This is a genomic window from Burkholderia cenocepacia (genome assembly GCF_014211915.1).
Lineage (GTDB): Bacteria > Pseudomonadota > Gammaproteobacteria > Burkholderiales > Burkholderiaceae > Burkholderia > Burkholderia orbicola.
In genome coordinates this window covers 837290-856621 of record NZ_CP060040.1, presented here as the reverse complement: position 1 = coordinate 856621, position 19332 = coordinate 837290, and the positions used below count along the sequence as shown (strand labels likewise).

Genomic DNA, 19332 nt, shown 5'->3' with positions numbered 1-19332 from the left:
CGACATTCGACCAGTCGTCTCTCGGGCGCGACGTCAAACACTGTCAGTTACGCGCGCCGATCCCCCCTTTTCCCGTCGGAACATGCCACGCCGCGTGCCGACCAATGGCATCATATGGGCCTACGTCAGTCACCGATACGCCCCCATATCATGTCGAATCTCATCGTCCACGGCGGCACTCCGCTGCGCGGGGACATCAAGCCGTCCGCGAACAAGAACGCCGTCCTGCCGATTCTGTGCGCCACCCTGTTGACCGATCAGCCGCTGCGCCTCGTCGGCGTGCCGGACATCACCGACGTGCGCAAGATCCTCGACATCTTCCGCACGCTCGGCAGCGACGTGTCGGTCGATTTCACGACGGGTCTGCTCGAGCTTCACCATCGCAACACCAAGTTCGATCCGGCGGTCCATCGGCTGCCCGAGGCGATGCGTTCGTCGATCATGCTGATTCCGCCGCTGCTCGCACGCTTCGGCGTCGCGCGCCTCGAGAACGACGTGAAAGGCTGCACGCTCGGCGTGCGCGAGATCGATCCGCACGTCGAGGTGTTCGAACGTTTCGGCGCGCACATCGAACGCACGCCCGATTCGCTGATCGTCCGTACCGACGGCCCGCTGACGGCCAACGATCACTGGCTCGACTACGCGTCGGTGACGACCACCGAGAACTTCGCGCTGTGCGCGACGGCCGCGAACGGCACGTCGACGCTGATGAACGCGGCCTCCGAGCCGCACGTGCAGGAGTTCTCCCAGTTCCTCGCGATGATCGGCGTCGCGATCGAGGGCATCGGCACGTCGCGGCTATGCGTGACGGGCGGCGGCAAGCTCGGCGGCGGCGAGTTCCGCTTCGCCGAGGATTTCCACGAGATCGCGACGTTCCTCGCGCTCGGCGCGATCACCGGCGGCGACATCACGGTGCGCAACTCGTCGCCCGAGCATTTCCCGCTGATCGACCGCACGTTCGCGAAATTCGGCGTGACCGTCACGCACCGCGACGGCTGGTCGCGCGCGGAACGCGACGGCCCGCTGCGCGTGCGCCGGCCGTTCACGCAGAACATCCTGACCAAGGTCGAAGCCGCACCGTGGCCGTACCTGCCGGTCGACCTGCTGCCGATCTTCATCGCGCTCGGCGTGCGCGCGGAAGGCAGCGCGATGTTCTGGAACAAGGTCTACGACGGCGCGCTCGGCTGGTCCGGCGAACTGTCGAAGTTCGGCGCGCACGTGCTGTTGTCCGACCCACACCGGCTGATCACGTTCGGCGGGCTGCAACTGACGCCGGCGCGCGTCGAGAGCCCGTACATCATTCGCGTCGCGATCGCGCTGCTGATGGTGGCCGCGAGCATCGAAGGCCGCTCGGAAATCATGAACGCGCTGCCGATCCGCCGCGCGCATCCGCATTTCGTCGAGAACCTGCGTTCGGTCGGCGCGAACGTCGAGTGGACGAGCAGCGAGTAAATCCCTGATGGATGCGGCGCGCGTAACGGTCGCGTCGCATCCGGCTCCTCGGCTTTTCCCGTTCGCCGGTCCTCAGGCAAACGGATTTCGCAATACCGGACCGCCGTCCACTTGCAAGCCGTCGTGCATGTCTTCGGTGTACAGGTATTCACATCCTTCGATTGAGGCAGTTGCCACGATGCATGCATCGTAGAAGGACAAGCGATGCCACTCTGCCAGCCGCCGCGCGAGGTCGTGCGCATCGACGGTGAGCGGTACGACATGGCACAAACTCCTGATCGGCTCCAAAAACTTCCCTACCTCGCGCCACGGCATCCGCAATTTGCGGTTGCACACACTGGCGACTTCGTTCAGTACCTGGACGCTGATGGTCGGCCGCCGCAGGAACAGCGACTCCGCACGGTTTGCCTTGGTTTCGTCCTCGGACAGCAGATACAGCACGACATTGCTGTCGACGAATGATTTCTCCGTCTCAATCCTGCTCATTCGCATCGTCCCGGCTGAACTTGAAATCGGCGGGCAATTTGCCCCTGAAACGCCGCAGTCGCTCCAGAAGCTCGTCGGGCCTCGGCTTGCGACTTACCGCGAAAACCCGCGGGCTGTCGACCACTATCTCAATATCGTCGCCTTCGCGGAGTTCCAGTGCGTCAACCACACTGGCCGGAAGGCGAACCGCCAGGCTATTGCCCCATTTTGCGACCTGCATATGAGCCTCCATGGATATACGCAATAGATTGTATATCTTAAGTGCAAATTCGCAAGTCGGCTGAATGGACAATTCGGCACGCGCGCGTCCCGTTACCCCACCACTCGCGCGATAATCGCCCACTCCTGCGCGAACACCGCGCATCTACCCGCGCGCCGCCCATGACGAAAAAGCCCGACCTCGACCGACGCGACTGGATTGCCGGCCTCGAAAAAGGCCTGATGATCCTGGAGGCATTCGACAGCCAGCACGCGCGCATGACGCCCACCCAGGCCGCCGCGCGCACCGGCCTCACGCGCACCGCCGCGCGGCGCTACCTGCTGACGCTGGAATCGCTCGGCTACGTGTACACCGACGGCAAGCTGTACGGCCTCACGCCGCGCGTGCTGCGGGTCGGCTGGTCGTACTTCGATTCGGCACGGCTGCCGCGCACGGTCCAGCCTTATCTCCAGCAACTGAGCGCATCGCTGAACGAATCGGCGTACGTCAGCGTGCTCGACGGCTGGGAGCTCGTGTTCATCGCCCGCAACGGCGTGTCGCGCGTGATGACGACGGGCTTCGTGCTCGGCGCGCGCGTGCCGGCGCCATTGACGTCCCCCGGCGTCGTGCTGCTCGCCCATCATCCCGATCGCGAAGCCGTGCGCGCTTGGCTCGACGAGACCGAGCTGCCGCCGTTCACGCCGCACACGATCACCAACAAGGCGCGGCTGCTCGAACAGGTCGACCAGGCGCGCGACGCCGGCTACGCGGCGATCGAGCAGCAATTGCAGGTCGGCGTACGCGGGATCGCGGTGCCGCTGAAGAACCGTCACGGCGAAGTCGTCGCCGCGCTCAGCACGAACATGCCGATCGGCGCGGAGACGACCGACGCGGCCGTGCGGCGCGTGCTGCCGCATCTGCAGGAAGCCGCGCTCGCGATGCTCAACGTGCTGTAGCGACCGGCGCCGGCGTCACCCGATCCGCCACCACCGCGGCAGCAGATTGCGCACTTCGCGCCGTCGGTAACGGTCGTCGATCAGATGCACGACGCCCTCGTCGTGCTCGGTGCGGATCACGCGCCCGGCCGCCTGCACGACCTTCTGCAGCCCCGGATACAGGTACATGTAGTCGTAACCGTTGCCGAAGCGAGCTTCCATCGCGCGCCGCATCTGCTCGTTGATGTCGTTGACCTGCGGCAGCCCGAGCGTCGCGATGAACGCGCCGATCAGCCGCTCGCCCACCAGATCGACGCCTTCCGAGAAGGCCCCGCCCAGCACCGCGAAGCCCACGCCGCGTCCACCGGCGTCGAAGCGCGCGAGAAACGCGTCGCGCTCGCTTTCGGCCATGCCGGGCGCCTGCGCCCACACGGGAACGTCCGGATGGCGCGTCTGCATCAGCGCGACCACACGCCCCAGGTAGTCGAAGCTGCTCAGGAAGCCGAGATAGTTGCCGGGCCGTGCCGCGTATTGCGCGGCGATCAGGTCGGCGATCGGCTCGAGCGAGCGATCGCGGTCGCGCCAGCGCGTCGACACGTGGCTCGCCACGCGCACCGTCAGTTGCTCGGCGCGGAACGGCCCGTCGACATCGAGCCAGCCCGTATCGCCGGGCAGCCCCAGCGTGTCGCGGTAGAAATGGAACGGGCTCAGCGTGCCCGAGAACAGCACGGTCGCCCGCGCGGCTTCGTAGCGCGGCGCGAGGAAACCGGCCGGGATCACGTTGCGCACGCACAGCGTCGACTGGACGCGGCGCCGGCGGCCGGCCGTCGCGACGCCGTCGAGTCCTGGCTGGCGCGGCATCGGTTCGCCATGCAGCGTCGCGTCGAAGATCGACGCACTGTCGAACGCTTCGGCCAGCACGCCGAACTGGATCGCCTCGAAATGAAAGCGCAGCAGCGCGTCGCCGTTCGCGCGCGGCGCGTCGGTCAGGTGTTCGCCGATCGCCGCGACGAGGTTTTGCACGGCCGACACGATCGGGCCCGGCACGTCGGGATAGGCCGCATAGCGCTCGGCCTGCGCGCGATTGAGCGTGCCCCACGCGCGGGCGAGCCGGTCGAACGCCTTGCGCAGCGCGGCAGGCGCGGCTTCGCGCGCAGCCGCGAACGCGAACGGATCGAGCGACGCGCTGTACATCTTGCGCGCGCGGTCGAGCAGGTTGTGCGCTTCGTCGACGAGCACGCCGACCCGCCACTGATTCTGCTGCGCGAGCGTGTGCAGCATCGCGCTGCCGTCGTAGTAGTAGTTGTAGTCGCCGATCATCATGTCCGACCAGCGCGCAAGCTCCTGCGCCAGGTAATACGGACAGACGTCGTGCGCGAGCGCCGCGGTGCGCACGGTATCGCGATCGAGCAGCCCGGCCTCGATCGCCGCATCGCGCGCGGCCGGCAGCCGGTCGTAGAAGCCTTTCGCGAGCGGGCACGATTCGCCGTGGCACGCGAGGTCCGGATGCTCGCACGCCTTGTCGCGCGCGACGAGTTCCAGCACGCGCAGCGGCAGCGCGGGCGTGCCGGCGCCAAGCGTCGTCGCCGCTTCGAGCGCAAGCGCGCGGCCGGGCGTTTTCGCGGTGAGGAAGAACACATGGTCGAGCTCGCCCTCCCCGCATGCCTTCAGCATCGGGAACACGGTGCCGAGCGTCTTGCCGATGCCGGTCGGCGCCTGCGCCATCAGGCACTGCTCGTCGCGCGCCGCGCGATAGACGGCCACCGCCAGCTCGCGCTGGCCGCTGCGGAACTGCCCGTGCGGAAACGCGAGTGCACGCAGCGCCGCGTCGCGGGCGGCGCGATGGGCAGTCTCGCGTTCGGCCCAGCCGACGAAGCATGCGCACTGCTCGGCGAAGAACGTCGCGAGCGTGCCGGCATCCAGCGTTTCCGTCAGCACGGTCTCGCGCTCGGACACGATGTCGAAATACACGAGCGCGACGTCGATTTCCTTGAGATCGCGCGCATCGCACATCAGGTGCGCATAGACCTTCGCCTGCGCCCAGTGCAGCGCGCGATGGTTGGCCGGCATCGCGTCGAGGCTGCCGCGATAGGTCTTGATTTCCTCGAGCCGGTTCGCCACGGGATCGTAGCCGTCGGCGCGGCCGCGCACGGTGAGCGTGCCCCACGTGCCCGTCAGCGCGATCTCGGTTTCGTAGCGTGCGCCGCGCTTCGACGTGACCGCGCCGTGGCCGGCGATGCCCTCGAGCGCGGTCGGCGCGGGCGTGAAGCGCAGATCGAGATCGCCGCGCCGCGCGGTGAACTCGCACATCGCCCGCACCGCGACGACGTAGCTCATGCGGACAGCCCCGCCGCTTCGGCGTGCGCCACACCCTCGCCGGCCCACTCGACGTCGACGACGCGCACCGGCATGCGGTGCGCGATGCAGTAGGCGAGCCAGCGCGTCTGGTTGTCCTGCAGCCGGTCGCCGGGGCCCTTCACTTCGATCAGCTCGTAGCGGCGCTCGTCGGGCCAGAAGCGGACGAGATCGGGCAAGCCGGACCGGTTGCTGCGGATATCCGCGAGCAGGCGCGTGAACCACAGCCGCAAGTGCTCGGGCGGCAGGCATGCGAGCGCTTCGTCGAGCAGTGCGTCGGTCAGCACGCCCCAGAACACGAACGGCGATTGCAGCCCGGTTTTCGTCGCGAAATGCCGGCGGATCGTGTCGCGGTACGCGCCCGAATCGAGCTGCGCGAAGCATGCATCGAAGGCCGCCGCGCGGCGCACCGCGAAATCGGGGCATGCAGGTCGGCGGGGCCGCGCTGGAACGGGTGGAAGAATGCGCCGGGTACGGCCGCGAACACGGGCTCCCAGCACAGCAACCCGAACAGCGAATTGATCAGCGTGTTTTCGACGTAGTGAACCGGCGACGCCGGCTGCGCAAGATGGTCGCGTACCGCGAATTCGACGCTGACGGACGCGTCGGGGCGGGCGAGCACGAGCGTCTCGCGCGGCACGGCCGCGGCAGCGGCCGCGCGTTCGACCCGCTGGCCGGCGCGGCGCTGCAGGCGCGGCAGCATGCGCTCGACCCGCTGGCGTTCCTCGTCGCTCTCGAAGCCGCCGCGCGCGTCGAGCGCCAGCGCGAGCGCGTCGTCGTCGCGCCCGCAGCGTTCGAGCACGCGGATGCGCCGGTGGCGGCTGCCGGGCCACGCGCTGCGCGTGTACGCGTCGAGCGCGGCGCACCAGTCGGCACGGCGCTCGCACGCCTGGCCGAGCGCGAACAGAAGCTTCGCGCGGCGCGTCGCGAGCCACGGCTGCGCGCAGTCGACCGCGTCCAGCGCGCGGATCAGGTCGTCGAACGGCCGATCGTCGGGCCAGGCTTCGAGCGCGTCGCGGCACATCTGCAGCGCCAGATACGCGTCGACGTCGCCGCGCTGCTGGAACGCACGAGACGATGGCGCGATCGGCACGCTTTCGTACTGGAACACGCCGAGATCGGCGAGCACGAATTCGCTCCAGTCCTGATGCAGATTGCCGAAGAACATCAGCCGCAGCCGGTCGCACAGCGCGCCGACCGTCACGCGCAGCACGCGGTCGTCGGGCTGCGCGCACCAGGCGTCGAGCGGTTGCGCGACGTCGTGCGTGGGCCGCAGCCGCTCGAGCCAGTCGGCCTTGCGTTCGCCCGCATGCGCGGCGAGCGCCGGAAAGATGCGCAGCAGTTCGGCCTTGGTCGACAGCGCGAACAGCGCGTCGAGCGTGAGCGCAGGCGCCGGATCGACCCAGTCGAGCGCGACGAGCGGTGCGGCGGCATCGAGCGTGCAGCCGATCTCGTCGTACACGAGCTTGCTCGCGCGGAAATCGGACCCGTTGCGCATCAGCATCCGCACGAGCAGCGCGCGCGACGCCTGCGGCAGCGTCGCGAACTGCCGGACGAATGCGTGCTCGTGCGCGTCGAACAGGTCGTCGTAACGCTCGCCGAGCCAGGCCAGCGCGCGTTCGAAATTGGTCAGGTAGTAAAACGCCGGAGGCGTCGGCGAGGCAGGCGTCACGGGGATCGATCACTGTACGTTTGTACAGGTCGCAATCATATCAAATATGACGGGCCATGCCGCACGCTGCATGGCCCTTCCGCCGCCCGGTCCCGGTCAGAACTGGTAATTCACCGACATGTCGAACACGCCGTTGGTCGACTGCTGGGTGATCGGGCTGCGCGCCGCCCGGCCGACGAGCTGCTCGAGCGCGCCGTCCATCGTGACGAACCAGTGCTTGTTCACGAACCACACCATCGTCATGCCCACGCCGGCCGACTTGATCCCGGCCCCCGACGAATAGGCCGGCAGCCCCGAGCGCGCGGCGGCGCCAGGGTTCACGCCGAACCAGCTGTTCATGTAGCGGGAGTCGGCGAACGTCACGGTCGGCCCCGCGAACCAGAAGAAGTGCTCGTTGCTGCCGGGCATCGGCATGTACGCGGAGAAATCGCCGGTCCAGCCGTTCGACCCGCCGATGCTGCGCCGGACGTCCGCGCGCAGCACGAGCGGGAAATCCTTCGAGACCACATAGTCGGCCGCGAGCTTCATCACGGGCGCCGCGTTGATGTTGTCGAGACCGTTCAGGTGGCCGAGATCGTCGGCCGACCGACGTCCGAGGTCATAGCCGACCGACAAACTCACGCGCCAGTTCGGCCCGCGCAGCACGTTCGCGCCGAGCCCCTCGCCGGTCGACAGGAAGAACAGGTCGCGATAGCGGATGTCGAAATTCGGGCCGCCCATCACGCGATAGCGGTCGGAGCCCGCATAGCGCGGCTGCAGCGTCATCGCGGCGCCGACGCTCACCTGCCAGGTGGGGATGTTCGGATCGAAGAGTTTCTGGAGCGGGACCCCCGCCGTGTACTGCCATTCACCGAGCGGCGAAGGCGTCTGGGCCGACGCGTCGCGGGCGCCGGCGGCGGCGAGCGCCGCGAATGCCGAGAGGCTGGATACGAACCGGCGTGCGCCGGGTGACTGCAACAGGCGAGCAACAGTGGTCAAGGCGATCTCCGTCGGCTGCACGAAACGAACCTGAGGGAAAGCGCGTCGCGCTTCACCGGCTGCAACGGCAGCCAGCCAGCGGCGCGAACGTAGCATGCGCTGAATTAACGGACATCCTACGCGACGCGCGCACAGACGCAAAGCGCCCGTTGTGTACGGGCACTTTGCCGGAATCCGGCAGGAGCCGGCGGATGATTGCGGAATCAGAAACGCTCGACGTGATAGTCGCCGGCGAGCGCGGCCGGACTGCGCGTCGACATCATTCGCGAGAAGCCGTCGGCGAGCCGGCCGAGCGCGAGCTGCTTCTGGCTCGCGTCCCAGTGCGTGTAGGTGTCGTACGCGGCATCGTCGAACGAAACCGTGACGGCGACCGGGCGGCCGCTGGCGCGAAAACCGATCTGCAGCACGCCGCCCGGCAACTCCTCGATGTGATAGTGCAGCGAACGCGATTCGAAATAGCGGCCCAGTACCTGAGCGATCGCGCGCTTGTCTGGCGATTGCACGTGAATGTCCATGACGGTCCTCCTTTTCAGTGTTCGCGCGGCCGGTGGCGGCACACTGCCCCCGCCCGGCATCCGCATCGGCGACGGGTTCGACGGCGGGTCGCCCTGCGGCAAGCCGTCGGGCACGGGCGGATCGACCGGGTCGTCGTGCCCGGGCGGCGGCGGATCCGGGTCGACGTCGGGTGTCGTCGGTTCGGGGCGGTGCAGCATGGATGGCGTGTTCATGTCACTCCTGCGCGACGGCGCGCGCATCTCGATGGCGAAGCGAGCCTCCGCAAGCGCCGTGCCCGCTCCCGCGCCGTGAACCCCGGTCGCCCGGTTCAGGCGTCGTAAGCCGCCATGACCAGCCACATCGTGCGCCCCTCGGCGCTCAGTTGCACGGCGAGCGCGAACGGATCGGACGGTTCGCATCGCGCGACGAGCGCCTGCTGCGCACGTTCGGGACCGTCGTAGACGGTGTCGTTCAGTGCGCGCACCTCGTCCTTGCCGTCGAACATGCGCCGCTCCGGTCGATAGACCAGCGATTCGCGCTTCCATGCGGCGAAACGCTCGCGAACGTGGCCGAAGTCGCCGCCGCAGACGTTCGCGTCGTAACGTATCCTTTCCCTGGCTGCATTCATCGCGATGTCCTCTCGTCCATACCGGACGCGTATGCGTCGTATCCGCATGCCCGGCCGGTCCCGCCGGCTTGCAAGCGTCGTGCCGCGGATGCCGCGGGTACGCCGCTTGCGCCTTCTCATCGACAAGGAGGTTCGATCATGACCGCTCACGCCCCCGGTCGCCGCGACGCCGTGTCAGCGGCTGCCGGCCTGCTCCGGCTCGCCACGTCGCGTCCGCCGTCCGAAGACAAGACGGAGGAGCGCATCGACGAAGGGCTCGAGGAGACGTTCCCGGCCAGCGACCCGCCCGCCGTCGGCGGTGCGACGCGTATCGACCCCGCCAAGCCGTCCGGCGAGCGCGAACGTCGCGCGCCGCACGTCCCTTCCCCGCCCCGCGATCACGGCTGACGGCGGCACCCGGCGCGCGGTGCAATGGCAGTGCGCGCGCCGGCCAGATCAGGAGGCAATCCGATGAAGGTCCTTGAACGCAGATGGCATGAAATCAGCGGTGCTGCCGGCGTCGCGGCGCTGGCCGCGATCGAAAGCGCGGTGGTGCTGGCGATCGTCACGATGACGGGCATCGGCCACTGACGTCCCGCGTCGACGCCGCGGCTGCCGCCGTGGAAGATGTACAAGCGGGCTGGCAAATTTCTCCGTCGCTCGGCAACCCAGGCCCGGCGTGTGCGCATCGCGCGCGGCACGCGGCCTGCTCCCGTATCGTTCCGATCACGAAGGAGGCGTTCATGTATCGCGTCAACGAGATCATGTCGCGCGACGTAGTCTGCGTCGCGCCGACCGACACGATTCGCCATGCGGCCGAATTGATGCAGCGCTTCGATATCGGTGTGCTGCCCGTGTGCGACGGCACCGAGCTCGTCGCGATCGTGACCGATCGCGACCTCGCGGTCCGGGCGCTGTCGCATGGCCACTCGCCCGACACGCCCGTGCAGGCGGTCGCGTCCAGGCCCGTGCAGTGGTGCGTCGAGGACGACGGCGTCGGCGACGTCCAGCAACGGATGGCCGACGTGCAACTGCACCGTTTGCCGGTGCTCGACCGCAGCCTGAAGCTGGTCGGCATGGTGTCGCTCGGCGACATCGCGACGCGCGCGGGCGGCCCGGCGCGCGACGAGCTCGCCAATACGCTCGAGGACGTGTCGTTGCCGCGCCGCCGCTGACCGACTGGCGTCCCCCCATCATCCCGCGCGGCCTGTTGCCCCGACGAAATACGCGCGCAATGAATTTGCGCGCGGACCGGGTTGCCGCTTCGACCAGGAGGTTTTCGATGACAACGGACAAACCGTCGCGCGACGCCGCGCGCATCGTCGGCACGACCCCGCGCACGGCCGGACGCGGGCCGGGGCCCGACGTGATGGCCGCCAGCACGTTCGAAGGCGATCGCGTGCTGACGATCGACGGCGACGATATCGGCAAGATCGCCAACATCATGCTGGACGTGCGCGCCGGGCGGATCGCGTATGCGGTCGTGTCGTCCGGCGGCCTGCTCGGGATCGGCGACAAGCTGCTCGCGGTGCCGTGGAATGCGCTCGTGCTCGATGCCGAGCGCCAATGCTTCGTGCTGCCCGTCGACACCGCCCGTGTGCGCGAAGCGCCCGGCTTCGACAAGAGCCGCTGGCCCGCGATGGCCGACCCCGAATGGGCCGAAGCACTGCATGCGTACTACGGCCGTTCGCCGTACTGGCTAATCGAGGAAGGCGAAACGGCCCTGGACTCGCCGCCGTACGAGGCGTCGCCGGACGACCCCGAAGACGGCACGCGGCACCACTGAAGCCTGCCGGCCGGAAGGTCGGTCACTGCGCGGCGGCCACCGTCTTCGCGAGTTGCCGCGCGGCGTTCAGGTGTGCGTTCAACACCGGCAGCGTGCGGGCCGCGAACGCGCGAAGCTGCGGGTCGCGGCCGTCTTTCGCCTCGGTTTCGTAAAGCCGGATCGCCGCTTCGTGCGCGGGCGGACCGGCTAGCGCCACGTACGCCGTATCGAACGCGCGCCCGTCTTTCGCTCGCAATGCCGTGACCGCTGGATCGACGAGCATCCGCGTCTGGACCGGCACGCCTTTCTGCGCACCGATGTGGCGCAATTCGTCCGCGATACGCGCGTGATCGTCGAGCATCCGGCGCGCGAAGGCCTTCACGTCCGCGTTCGACGAACGGTCGAGCGCGAGTTGGCTGGCCTGTCGCTCCACCTTGCCGATCATGCCCGCCTTGTCGACGAACTCGGCGTCGATGCCGATCGGCCGCTGCGTCAGGCCGGGCTCGTCGGCGGTGGGGCCGGGACGGATGACCCCCGGCGCGACCTGCGCGGACGAAGCGGGCGGCGCTTGCGCGTGCGAGAGCGCGAACGTCAGGACGCCGGCGGCGGTAGTCAGCGTGACGACCGCCACTGGCCGACGCCCGCCCCGCTTCATCCTCCGGATTGTTCGGTTTGTGCTCATCCGGGCCTCCGTGTCATGCGACGGAGCGGGTCCTCGGTGCGGCTTGCCGTCACGCGGGACGATGGGCCGACGTGAAGAAATCGGTCCATGCGCCGTTGTGCCACGCGCCCTCGGTGCGCTCCACCGACAGCGCGCCGGCGGCGAGCATCGTCCGCTCCGCGAACGTGATCGTGCGTCGCGTCACGTGCGCCGCCAGCACCACGCCGTTTTCGCATTGCTTCAGCGCGCCGTGCCCTTCCGGCGCATCGCCGCGCATCCGGCTGAGCGCGCCGCACAACGCGCCGACATAGCCGCCCACGAGCGGCACGCCGATCCACGCGAGCGGGGAATGCAGCCCGCCCAGATACAGCAGCGCGGCCCCGGCGAGCCCGACGATCGCGCCGATGGCCACGCCTTCCAGCGCACCGAGGCCGCCCGGCCGCGCGGCGGAGTCCGCATAGACGTCGCCGCCAAGCCAGAACAGTGCGTGCTGTCCGGGCGGATTGAGAAAGAAGACCTTCACGTCGTCCCGGTGCATGGCGTGGCCGCGCAATTGCTCCGCGCAGCGTTCCGCCTGCTCGAGCCGCGAGAAACGGCCCGCGATGATGGTGTCCATGTCGAACCTCCTGCCCGGTGACGCGCAGGGTCGCGGGCGCGCGACGCCCGATCGGCCCGGCGCTTGCCCGCGCATCACGTTACTTCCGGCGGATCTGCAGCTTGTCGCGCACGCCGCTCACGCCGCTGACGTCGTGCGCGACGCGGATCGCGGTCGCGCGTTGCCGCTCGTCGGGCACGTTGCCCGTCAGTTCGGCCACGCGGTCGCGCACCTGCACGTCGATGTCGCCGGAGGCCAGGCCGCGTTCGGCGACGAGCGCGGCCCTGACACGGGACGCGAGCGTCGCATCGCGGATCTGGCCCCCGACGGCCGACGCCTGGCTCGCGAGCTTCGCACGCGTGCCCTCCTCGGCCGATGCGTAGCGGGGTGTCGCGATCCATGCACACGACAGCATCAGTATGCTCGCGATCGGCACGGCCGGCGTCCTGCGTCGCGTGCGCGCCGGCTTGCCGCCGGTGCGGTCGTGCCGCGTGTTTTCCGTTGCGTCCATCGTGCCTCCTTTTTCGTATGCGATCGACCCGCCGCCGCGCCGTATGGATACGGCTGGCTACCGCTCGCGCGGCTTCCCGTCTGCCGTGTCTCCCGTGTCGCCCGCGTCATCCGGTACGACGTCGACGATCACGCTTGCGAGCGTCGGCATGTCGACCGGCTTGCACAGATACGCATCGAACCCCGCGGCCATCACCCGGCGCCGGTCGGCCTTGCCGGCGTGCGCGGTCACCGCGACGACCGGCAGATGTCCGCCGCCGTTCGGCAAGCGCCGGATCCGGTCCAGCAGCCAGTAACCATCGCCGTCCGGCATCGCGAGATCCGACAGCACGACGCTCGGCGGCTGCCGCTCCACCACTTCGAGCGCATCATGCCCCGACCGCGCGGTCGATACCTGTGCGCCCATCGTTTCGAGCGCCGCCGCGAGGCTGGTCCGGGACGTTGCGTCGTCGTCGACCACCAGCACGCGCTGGCCGTCGAGCGCGACCGTGTCGGACGCGCCCTTGGTCCGCGACGGCTGCTCCGTCGGATCGTCGGCGTCCCAGCCGGCCGGCAGCGTCACCGTGACGGTCATGCCGCGCCCGGCGCCCGCGCTCGTCGCGACCACCTCGCCGCCGTGCAGCTGCGCGATGTTGCGCACGATCGACAGGCCGAGCCCCAAACCGCGCTTCGGCGACGTGAACGCGCCTTCCGGCCGGCTGAACGTGTCGAACAGGTGCGGCAGGTATTCCGGCGCGATGCCTTGCCCGGTGTCGGAGACGGACAGCCGCACGCGCTCGCCGGCGCGCGTCAGCGACACGTTGATGCGGCCGCCCGGCGGCGTGAACTTGATCGCGTTCGACAGCAGGTTCGACAGGACCTGGCGCAGGCGTTCGCCGTCCGCGGGAATCACGCAGGCCGGCATCGCGTATTCCGTCGACAGCACGAGCCCGTTCGCCTGGGCGGTCGCGTCGAGTTCACGTGCGGCGTCGCGCACGATCCGCACGAGGTCGACCGGCACGCGTTCGAGACGCAGCCGGCCGGTCGCGAGGGACGAGGCGTCGAGCAGATCGGCGACCATGTGCGACAGCGACCGCGCGCTGCGATCGATCGCGTCGACCGCCTGCTGCGCGAAGCCCTGCCCGTCGGCGTTGCGCAGTACCTCGACCCAGCCGTAGATCACGTTCAGCGGCGTGCGCAGCTCGTGCGACACCGTCGCCAGCAGCTCGTCCTTCAGCCGGTTCGACGCGTCGGCCTGCACGCGCGCGTCGCGGGCGCCGCGCAGCGAGCGAAGGTGGTGGCGTTCGTTGCGGCGGCGTTCGCCCGCTTCGCGCAGCGTCAGCGACAGGCCCGCGCAGTGGCCCTGCGCGTCGACGATCGGCGACGCGGCGAAGGTGGCGCGAAAACGGCCGCCGTTGGAGCGCACGCACAGTACGTCGAGCGGCCCGACCGGCGCGCGCAGGTCCGCGAACGACGCGGGCACCGCGTGCCGGCGCAACCAGCGCGGCGCGATCATCGTGACGATATCGCGGCCGCTCGCCTGGGCCGTATCGATGCCGAAGATGCTGGCCGCGGCCGGATTCCAGCTGGTGATCCTGCGCGCGGCATCGGTCCCGACGATTGCATCGGGCGACGCGTCGACCACCCGGCGCAGCAGCCCGTCGCCGGAGAGGCTCGCGACGGACGACGGCTCGCGGTGCGACGGGTACGAATCGCTATCGTCATCGCCGATCTCCCGCAATCGATCATTCGCAAGCAGCGGCTTCACGGCCGCCACCAGCACGCATTCGACGAAGCCGATCGCGACGAACGCGCCGGCTTGCGCCAACAGCGTCGCCAGCGGCGCGTCGCGCCACCACAATGCGCCGATCACGCCGACACTGGCGGCGGTCGCGGCGAGGCCGCCGCCGAACGACGTCAGCCATGCGGCGGCCGCCACACCTGCGTAAAAAGGCAGCGGCGCAAAGGGCGCGTGCTCGCCGACAGCCCGAATTGCCCACGCCTGCAGCGCGGTCGCGAGCCCGACGGCCAGTACGACCCATGCACCTTGCCGGAACACCTCACGGGTCAGAGTCGTCATTGCATCCTTGCATCGCACCGGCTGCCGTCGTGCGGGGGCATGCCCCCTGTCGGCCATGCGGCGTGCCGTCGAACGCGCCGGGCGAGCGTGAAAACGCCAGCAAACAACGTACCTGGTGGCGCTCGGACCTCACGGTCGCGGCAATGGCCGCTGGGCGCTGCGCCCGCACTGGCTGCGTGGTGGATCGTCTCCCTCGCGTCCCCGCGCCGTCGCACGCCGCCGTAATGTGTGGCCGGCCGCTTTTTTCATCGGGTTTCTGTAAAAAAGCGCTGGTCCCGACGCGGACCTGGCGTCACGGCACGGCCTGCAAAAAAGTGATCGCCCGTTTCTTTCGTTCACGCTGCGCACATTGGAAATTTCTATTCGGCGGCACCTTCGCGGTCGTTTCGCTGTCGATGATAAATATTGCAATCAACGGAACGTGTGATGCCGTTTTTCAAAACGGCCCGCGAACGCCTATGGGTGAATCCGCCAACCGGACGAAGCAGCGTGCAGACGGTCGCCGGCTGTCCGGCCGGTCCGCCGCGATGCGCACGCTGCTCGGCCGTATCGAGATCGAGTCGAACACGATCGTGCGCGTGGGCGGCACCGAGCCGATTCCGCTCGACGTGCGGTTCGTCTCGGCCACTCGCCACAATCCCGCCGAGGCGGTGCGCGACGGCCGGCTGCGCGAGGACCTGTTCTACCGGCTCGCCGCGTTCGCGATCTACGTGCCGCCGCTGCGCCAGCGCGACGGCGACGTCGAGACGATCGCGCAGGAATTCGTCGACACGCTGAATGCGCGACATCGCGCGCACAAGCGGCTGACCGACGCGGCGATCGCCGCATTGCGCACGTATTCGTGGCCCGGCAACGTGCGCGAACTGCACAACACGATCGAGCGCGCGTACATCCTGGCGGACGAAGGCATCGACGTCGCGCTGCCGAAGCAGGCGCTGGCGGCAGCCGAGAGCACGTCGGAAGGCGCGATGGCGCTGCCGGTCGGTGCGACGCTGCACCATGCGCAGCAACGCTTCATCGCGGAGACGCTGCGTCACTTCGACGGTAACAAGCCGCGCGCGGCCAAGGCGCTCGGCATCAGCCTGAAGACCCTCTATAACCGGCTCGCGCTGATGCGCGACCAGGACGATTCGTGAGCGGCGCGGCCCACATGCCGCGGGCCGTCGGCCGCCAGTTGCGTCAGGCGACCTTGAACTGCCCGACCGTCGTCGCCAGCGCGTTCGCCTGCGACTGCAGCGCGGTGGCCGCCGCAGTCGACTGTTCGACGAGCGCTGCATTCTGCTGCACCATTTCGTCGAGCTGGCTGACCGCGCGGTTTACTTCCTGGATGCCGCGCGTCTGCTCGTTCGCCGCGTGCGTGATCTCGGAGATGATGGTCGTCACGTTGGACACGTTGGATACGATCTCGCGCATGGTGTCGCCGGCCTGGCGCACCTGCCCGGACCCGGCCGACACGCTCGCGACCGTCGATTCGACCAGCACCTTCACTTCGCGTGCGGCCTGCGCGCTGCGCTGCGCGAGGCTGCGCACTTCTTGCGCGACGACCGCGAAGCCGCGGCCCTGTTCGCCCGCGCGGGCGGCTTCCACGGCCGCGTTCAGCGCGAGGATGTTGGTCTGGAACGCGATCCCGTCGATCACGCCGATGATGTCGCCGATCCGGCCCGACGCTTCCTCGATCTTCCCCATCGTCGCGACCACGTCCGACACGACCACGCCGCCGTGCGACGCGATCCGCGACGCGGCCGCCGCACGTTCGTCGGCCTGGCCGGCGGCCGCCGCCGACTGACCGACGGTCGCGGTGATCTCTTCCATCGACGCGGCCGTTTCCTCGAGGCTCGCCGCCGCCGACTCGGTCCGCGACGATAGGTCCTGGTTGCCCGCCGCGATCTCGTTCGCGGCCGTGCGCACCGATTCGCTGGCGTCGCGGATCTGGCGCATCACGTCGTTCAGCTTGTCGATGAAACTGTTGAACGAGCGCGCGATGTCGGCGACTTCGTCGCGGCCGTCGGCCGGCAGGCGCCGCGTCAGGTCGCCGGCACCCGAGCCGATCGCGGCCATCGCCTGGCGCACCTGCGACAGGCGGCGGAACGCGGTCGCGGTGATCGCGCCGATGATCAGCGACGCCACGCCGACGATCACGATGAGCGTGATCAGCGATGCGGTCAGCAGCGAACGCATCCCGGCCGTCGCTTCGGTCTTGTCGAGCAGCACCAGCGCGTACCAGTCGGTACCCGGCACGGGTTTCGCGCGCACCAGCTTCGCGTCGCCGCCGACGCCGACCTCGACCGGCGCATTCGCTGCCGCGATCGAGGCCACGCCCAGCGAGCCGAGTTCGGGCGACACGTCGGCGACCGGCTTCAGCGTGAGCTTGGCGTCCGGGTGCGCGACGACGTGGCCGCTGCTGTCGACCAGCATCCCGAAGCTCGCCGGCGTCGGGCGGATCGACTTCACGTTGGCGATCACGCTGTCCATCGACAGGTCCGCGGCGACCACCCCCTTCAGCGCGCCGTCGCGCAGGATCGGCACCGCGAACGTGACGACGAGGTTGCCCGTTCCGGCATCGACGTACGGCGGCGTGACGACCGGCTTGCCGGCCTGCGCGGCCTGCTTGTACCACGGGCGGCCGGTCGGGTCGTAATCGGGCGGGATGCCGGTCGGGTCGGAGAAGTGGAACGCCTTGTCGGCGTAGCCCGCATAGACGTTCGTGAAGCCGCCGGCCGCGGCCATCTGCTTGAACACCGGCAGCGGATCGGGCGTCAGCGCGGCGTCCTGCAGCGACGCGATCATCCGGCTGCGGGTGGCGACCCAGTCGGCGATCCCGACCACGTGGCCGCTGGCGACCGAGGTCAGGTTGCGGTCGATCGCGTCGTCGTTGTACGAGCGTGCGATGAAATAGTTGATCAGGGTCGACGCGACCAGCGCGAATACGACGATGGCGACGCACGCGGCGAGGATGCGGGCGCGAATGGACGAGAACATGGCAACGACTCGGTAAGGGAGCGGGAACGCCCGGTGGACGAATTCACCGGGTAAACGGCAAATCGCACCGCTTACTTGAGGTCGTTGTGACAATTCAATGAAACGTATGACGAAACGCGTCGACGCCTGTCGGCGAATCGTCAGGATGGCCGGATTCGATGGACGGGCGGCGCGCCGGTCTCGGCGCCCGGCTCCCCTCCGCTACAACCGATGGCTCGGACGCGGATCGTCGTCCGCAGGTGCCGCGTCGGCCCGGGTATCGCGGTCGAAGTCGTCCTTCCGGCGCATCCGCTCGCGCAGATTCCGGATCGCGAACACGTGGATGTAGTCGTGCACGCGCGCACCGGACGACAGCGCGCGCACTTCGTCGTCGAGCATCGCACGCAGCTGATCCGCGCCGATCGCGCGCTGTTCGGCGGCTTCCTTGAGTGAATCGAGCAAATTGTCCTTGGACATCGACGAACTCCTGACGGTCGAGGAACGAAAAGATGACGGTACTGGAAGCTTAAAGACTGGATAGACGGGCGGCGTACGATGCGCCGACGCGTGTTTGCGCGCGATCAACGGCACATTGCGTGCCGCCGCGCCGGTTCGTTGCGTTGCCGAACCGGCCGCGCGGGGTTCGCGGTGCACGTGGCCCGCGAACGAAACTGAAAGCCCTGCCACCCCACCCCGGGCGTGGCACTGGCGACGGGCGGCGGGTGGAACGCCGGGCGACGCCGATGCAAAAGCGAACTTAGACCGGCCGAAATCACGCGTCAAGCGGCGCCCGCCGCGTGCCGTTCATTCATGGGGGACGAACGCGCCGGACCGGCCGGCCGCCGCGCGTGTCAGCGGATTCCGATACGCGTCGCGCAATTTCCTGACAGCGACTTCAGCGCGCGCCGCTTGGCAGCGTGCCCTCGCCACACGATACTGATCACATGAACCAGGCGTTCATACCGGAACATCGCTCAGTCGGCCGTCGAGCCGGCACGCGGGGTCCGGCGCAGGAGACCAACCATGGCACATCGCAACTTACCGGGCCGGGACGGCCAGCGGCGCGCGTCGGGCAACGCGCGCGCCCTGCCCGCCCGGGCCGCGTCGGCCGGCAACCGTCCGTCCGACGATCTCGACACCCTGCTCGCGCTCGCACGCGAGGCCGGGTTGCTCGTCACGCTCGACGGGCAGATCGGCCGCGAAAAGTATCAGAGCGTCGCGGGGTCCGTCCTCGCGTTGCAGCGGTTCGCCGCGGCGCTCTGCGCGCGACACGCGGCCGATGCACCGGCCGGATCGGAGCCGCGTCGCAAGGCACGCCCCGGCTGGCCGCATGCGAATCGTTTGCGTAGCCGCACGTGCAGCGGGTGCGCGCCGCTGCACGTCGTGCGTCCGCATGTGCGGGTACGACGCGGCGCTGGCCGTCGGCACGACCTGCGATCGATTCTTCGTACCCTCTGATCTCCATACTTCACCGACATACGGTGCGGTGCCGTGCAATGGCTGCGCGCGCCACGACACGGCTGTCATGCCGACGCGCTGCCGTGCACGCGTCCATGTTCGTCGCGATCCACATCGAAGCGAACGCGCGCGATGACGCACGACACG

General features: G+C 69.0%; 19 protein-coding genes and 1 pseudogene. 7 read left to right on the top strand and 13 right to left on the bottom strand.

Annotated elements, in window-relative coordinates; genetic code table 11:
• Window positions 1–150 precede the first annotated feature (150 nt).
• A complete protein-coding gene (locus tag SY91_RS20340; RefSeq protein ID WP_023477875.1) occupies window positions 151–1452 on the top strand; it encodes a UDP-N-acetylglucosamine 1-carboxyvinyltransferase in 1302 nt (433 codons plus the stop codon).
• A 72-nt stretch (window positions 1453–1524) separates the two neighbouring features.
• On the opposite strand, the gene SY91_RS20335 is transcribed toward SY91_RS20340, so the two are convergent.
• Together SY91_RS20335 and SY91_RS20330 are read right to left on the bottom strand one after the other, a co-directional pair.
• On the bottom strand, window positions 1525–1938 hold the full coding sequence (locus SY91_RS20335; protein ID WP_023477876.1) for a PIN domain-containing protein: 414 nt from the start codon (window positions 1936–1938) through the stop codon (window positions 1525–1527).
• A complete protein-coding gene (locus tag SY91_RS20330) occupies window positions 1925–2158 on the bottom strand; it encodes an AbrB/MazE/SpoVT family DNA-binding domain-containing protein (RefSeq protein ID WP_027808267.1) in 234 nt (77 codons plus the stop codon). The genes SY91_RS20335 and SY91_RS20330 overlap by 14 nt, the downstream gene beginning before the upstream one ends.
• A gap of 161 nt (window positions 2159–2319) precedes the next feature.
• Here SY91_RS20330 and SY91_RS20325 point away from each other — a divergent pair, with 161 nt between their 5' ends.
• Window positions 2320–3093: an IclR family transcriptional regulator C-terminal domain-containing protein gene (locus SY91_RS20325; RefSeq protein WP_006485222.1), complete on the top strand. Its 774-nt coding sequence runs from the start codon at window positions 2320–2322 to the stop codon at window positions 3091–3093.
• A gap of 15 nt (window positions 3094–3108) precedes the next feature.
• Here the strand turns inward: SY91_RS20325 and SY91_RS20320 are convergent, their stop codons facing one another.
• From SY91_RS20320 to SY91_RS20300, 5 genes and pseudogenes are all read right to left on the bottom strand, one after another.
• Complete coding sequence (locus tag SY91_RS20320) at window positions 3109–5409, bottom strand: ATP-dependent DNA helicase (RefSeq protein WP_023477877.1); 2301 nt, start codon at window positions 5407–5409, stop codon at window positions 3109–3111.
• Window positions 5406–7099 (bottom strand): annotated as a pseudogene (locus SY91_RS20315) (VRR-NUC domain-containing protein). The gene SY91_RS20320 and the pseudogene SY91_RS20315 overlap by 4 nt, the downstream one beginning before the upstream one ends.
• A gap of 96 nt (window positions 7100–7195) precedes the next feature.
• Window positions 7196–8077 (bottom strand): MipA/OmpV family protein, encoded by an 882-nt coding sequence (locus SY91_RS20310; protein ID WP_012340034.1) that lies wholly within the window; start codon window positions 8075–8077, stop codon window positions 7196–7198.
• 203 nt (window positions 8078–8280) lie between these two features.
• Window positions 8281–8592 carry a hypothetical protein gene (locus tag SY91_RS20305; protein WP_006479035.1) on the bottom strand — a complete coding sequence of 104 codons (312 nt, stop codon included), beginning with the start codon at window positions 8590–8592 and terminating at the stop codon, window positions 8281–8283.
• 308 nt (window positions 8593–8900) lie between these two features.
• On the bottom strand, window positions 8901–9200 hold the full coding sequence (locus SY91_RS20300; RefSeq protein ID WP_077219246.1) for a hypothetical protein: 300 nt from the start codon (window positions 9198–9200) through the stop codon (window positions 8901–8903).
• A 138-nt stretch (window positions 9201–9338) separates the two neighbouring features.
• Here SY91_RS20300 and SY91_RS20295 point away from each other — a divergent pair, with 138 nt between their 5' ends.
• The 3 genes from SY91_RS20295 to SY91_RS20285 all read left to right on the top strand — a co-directional run bounded on the left by SY91_RS20295 (window position 9339) and on the right by SY91_RS20285 (window position 10965).
• Window positions 9339–9587 (top strand): hypothetical protein, encoded by a 249-nt coding sequence (locus SY91_RS20295; RefSeq protein WP_006479036.1) that lies wholly within the window; start codon window positions 9339–9341, stop codon window positions 9585–9587.
• 335 nt (window positions 9588–9922) lie between these two features.
• A complete protein-coding gene (locus tag SY91_RS20290; protein ID WP_006491217.1) occupies window positions 9923–10354 on the top strand; it encodes a CBS domain-containing protein in 432 nt (143 codons plus the stop codon).
• A gap of 107 nt (window positions 10355–10461) precedes the next feature.
• Window positions 10462–10965, top strand: coding sequence for a PRC-barrel domain-containing protein (locus SY91_RS20285; protein WP_006479039.1), 504 nt, complete (start codon window positions 10462–10464; stop codon window positions 10963–10965).
• A 22-nt stretch (window positions 10966–10987) separates the two neighbouring features.
• On the opposite strand, the gene SY91_RS20280 is transcribed toward SY91_RS20285, so the two are convergent.
• From SY91_RS20280 to SY91_RS20265, 4 genes are all read right to left on the bottom strand, one after another.
• Window positions 10988–11626: a DUF4142 domain-containing protein gene (locus SY91_RS20280; protein ID WP_185921323.1), complete on the bottom strand. Its 639-nt coding sequence runs from the start codon at window positions 11624–11626 to the stop codon at window positions 10988–10990.
• 49 nt (window positions 11627–11675) lie between these two features.
• Entirely contained in the window at window positions 11676–12221 is a 546-nt protein-coding gene (locus SY91_RS20275) for a hypothetical protein (protein ID WP_034174803.1), read from the bottom strand.
• A gap of 79 nt (window positions 12222–12300) precedes the next feature.
• A complete protein-coding gene (locus tag SY91_RS20270) occupies window positions 12301–12711 on the bottom strand; it encodes a BON domain-containing protein (protein WP_006479042.1) in 411 nt (136 codons plus the stop codon).
• Window positions 12712–12768: 57 nt separating this feature from the next.
• Window positions 12769–14769, bottom strand: coding sequence for an ATP-binding protein (locus tag SY91_RS20265; RefSeq protein ID WP_034174804.1), 2001 nt, complete (start codon window positions 14767–14769; stop codon window positions 12769–12771).
• 395 nt (window positions 14770–15164) lie between these two features.
• Between SY91_RS20265 and SY91_RS20260 the strand changes: the two genes are divergently transcribed.
• Complete coding sequence (locus tag SY91_RS20260) at window positions 15165–15905, top strand: sigma 54-interacting transcriptional regulator (RefSeq protein ID WP_043887240.1); 741 nt, start codon at window positions 15165–15167, stop codon at window positions 15903–15905.
• Between the two features lie 43 nt (window positions 15906–15948).
• Here the strand turns inward: SY91_RS20260 and SY91_RS20255 are convergent, their stop codons facing one another.
• Together SY91_RS20255 and SY91_RS20250 are read right to left on the bottom strand one after the other, a co-directional pair.
• A complete protein-coding gene (locus tag SY91_RS20255; protein ID WP_006479045.1) occupies window positions 15949–17748 on the bottom strand; it encodes a methyl-accepting chemotaxis protein in 1800 nt (599 codons plus the stop codon).
• A gap of 201 nt (window positions 17749–17949) precedes the next feature.
• Complete coding sequence (locus SY91_RS20250) at window positions 17950–18204, bottom strand: DUF3562 domain-containing protein (RefSeq protein ID WP_011694735.1); 255 nt, start codon at window positions 18202–18204, stop codon at window positions 17950–17952.
• A 546-nt stretch (window positions 18205–18750) separates the two neighbouring features.
• On the opposite strand from SY91_RS20250, the gene SY91_RS20245 reads away from it, so the two are divergent.
• A complete protein-coding gene (locus tag SY91_RS20245) occupies window positions 18751–19185 on the top strand; it encodes a hypothetical protein (RefSeq protein ID WP_006479047.1) in 435 nt (144 codons plus the stop codon).
• The last annotated feature ends 147 nt before the right edge of the window (window positions 19186–19332 follow it).

Bases quoted from the DNA above. Each gene is read 5' to 3' on its own strand.
- SY91_RS20295 (WP_006479036.1), top strand. From the start codon at position 9,339: ATGACCGCTCACGCCCCCGGTCGCCGCGACGCCGTGTCAGCGGCTGCC.
- SY91_RS20330 (WP_027808267.1), bottom strand. From the start codon at position 2,158: ATGCAGGTCGCAAAATGGGGCAATAGCCTGGCGGTTCGCCTTCCGGCC.
- SY91_RS20300 (WP_077219246.1), bottom strand. From the start codon at position 9,200: ATGAATGCAGCCAGGGAAAGGATACGTTACGACGCGAACGTCTGCGGC.
- SY91_RS20260 (WP_043887240.1), top strand. From the start codon at position 15,165: ATGATAAATATTGCAATCAACGGAACGTGTGATGCCGTTTTTCAAAAC.
- SY91_RS20340 (WP_023477875.1), top strand. From the start codon at position 151: ATGTCGAATCTCATCGTCCACGGCGGCACTCCGCTGCGCGGGGACATC.
- SY91_RS20325 (WP_006485222.1), top strand. From the start codon at position 2,320: ATGACGAAAAAGCCCGACCTCGACCGACGCGACTGGATTGCCGGCCTC.
- SY91_RS20285 (WP_006479039.1), top strand. From the start codon at position 10,462: ATGACAACGGACAAACCGTCGCGCGACGCCGCGCGCATCGTCGGCACG.
- SY91_RS20245 (WP_006479047.1), top strand. From the start codon at position 18,751: ATGGCACATCGCAACTTACCGGGCCGGGACGGCCAGCGGCGCGCGTCG.
- SY91_RS20270 (WP_006479042.1), bottom strand. From the start codon at position 12,711: ATGGACGCAACGGAAAACACGCGGCACGACCGCACCGGCGGCAAGCCG.
- SY91_RS20250 (WP_011694735.1), bottom strand. From the start codon at position 18,204: ATGTCCAAGGACAATTTGCTCGATTCACTCAAGGAAGCCGCCGAACAG.
- SY91_RS20335 (WP_023477876.1), bottom strand. From the start codon at position 1,938: ATGAGCAGGATTGAGACGGAGAAATCATTCGTCGACAGCAATGTCGTG.
- SY91_RS20265 (WP_034174804.1), bottom strand. From the start codon at position 14,769: ATGACGACTCTGACCCGTGAGGTGTTCCGGCAAGGTGCATGGGTCGTA.
- SY91_RS20290 (WP_006491217.1), top strand. From the start codon at position 9,923: ATGTATCGCGTCAACGAGATCATGTCGCGCGACGTAGTCTGCGTCGCG.
- SY91_RS20280 (WP_185921323.1), bottom strand. From the start codon at position 11,626: ATGAGCACAAACCGAACAATCCGGAGGATGAAGCGGGGCGGGCGTCGG.
- SY91_RS20275 (WP_034174803.1), bottom strand. From the start codon at position 12,221: ATGGACACCATCATCGCGGGCCGTTTCTCGCGGCTCGAGCAGGCGGAA.
- SY91_RS20305 (WP_006479035.1), bottom strand. From the start codon at position 8,592: ATGGACATTCACGTGCAATCGCCAGACAAGCGCGCGATCGCTCAGGTA.
- SY91_RS20255 (WP_006479045.1), bottom strand. From the start codon at position 17,748: ATGTTCTCGTCCATTCGCGCCCGCATCCTCGCCGCGTGCGTCGCCATC.
- SY91_RS20320 (WP_023477877.1), bottom strand. From the start codon at position 5,409: ATGAGCTACGTCGTCGCGGTGCGGGCGATGTGCGAGTTCACCGCGCGG.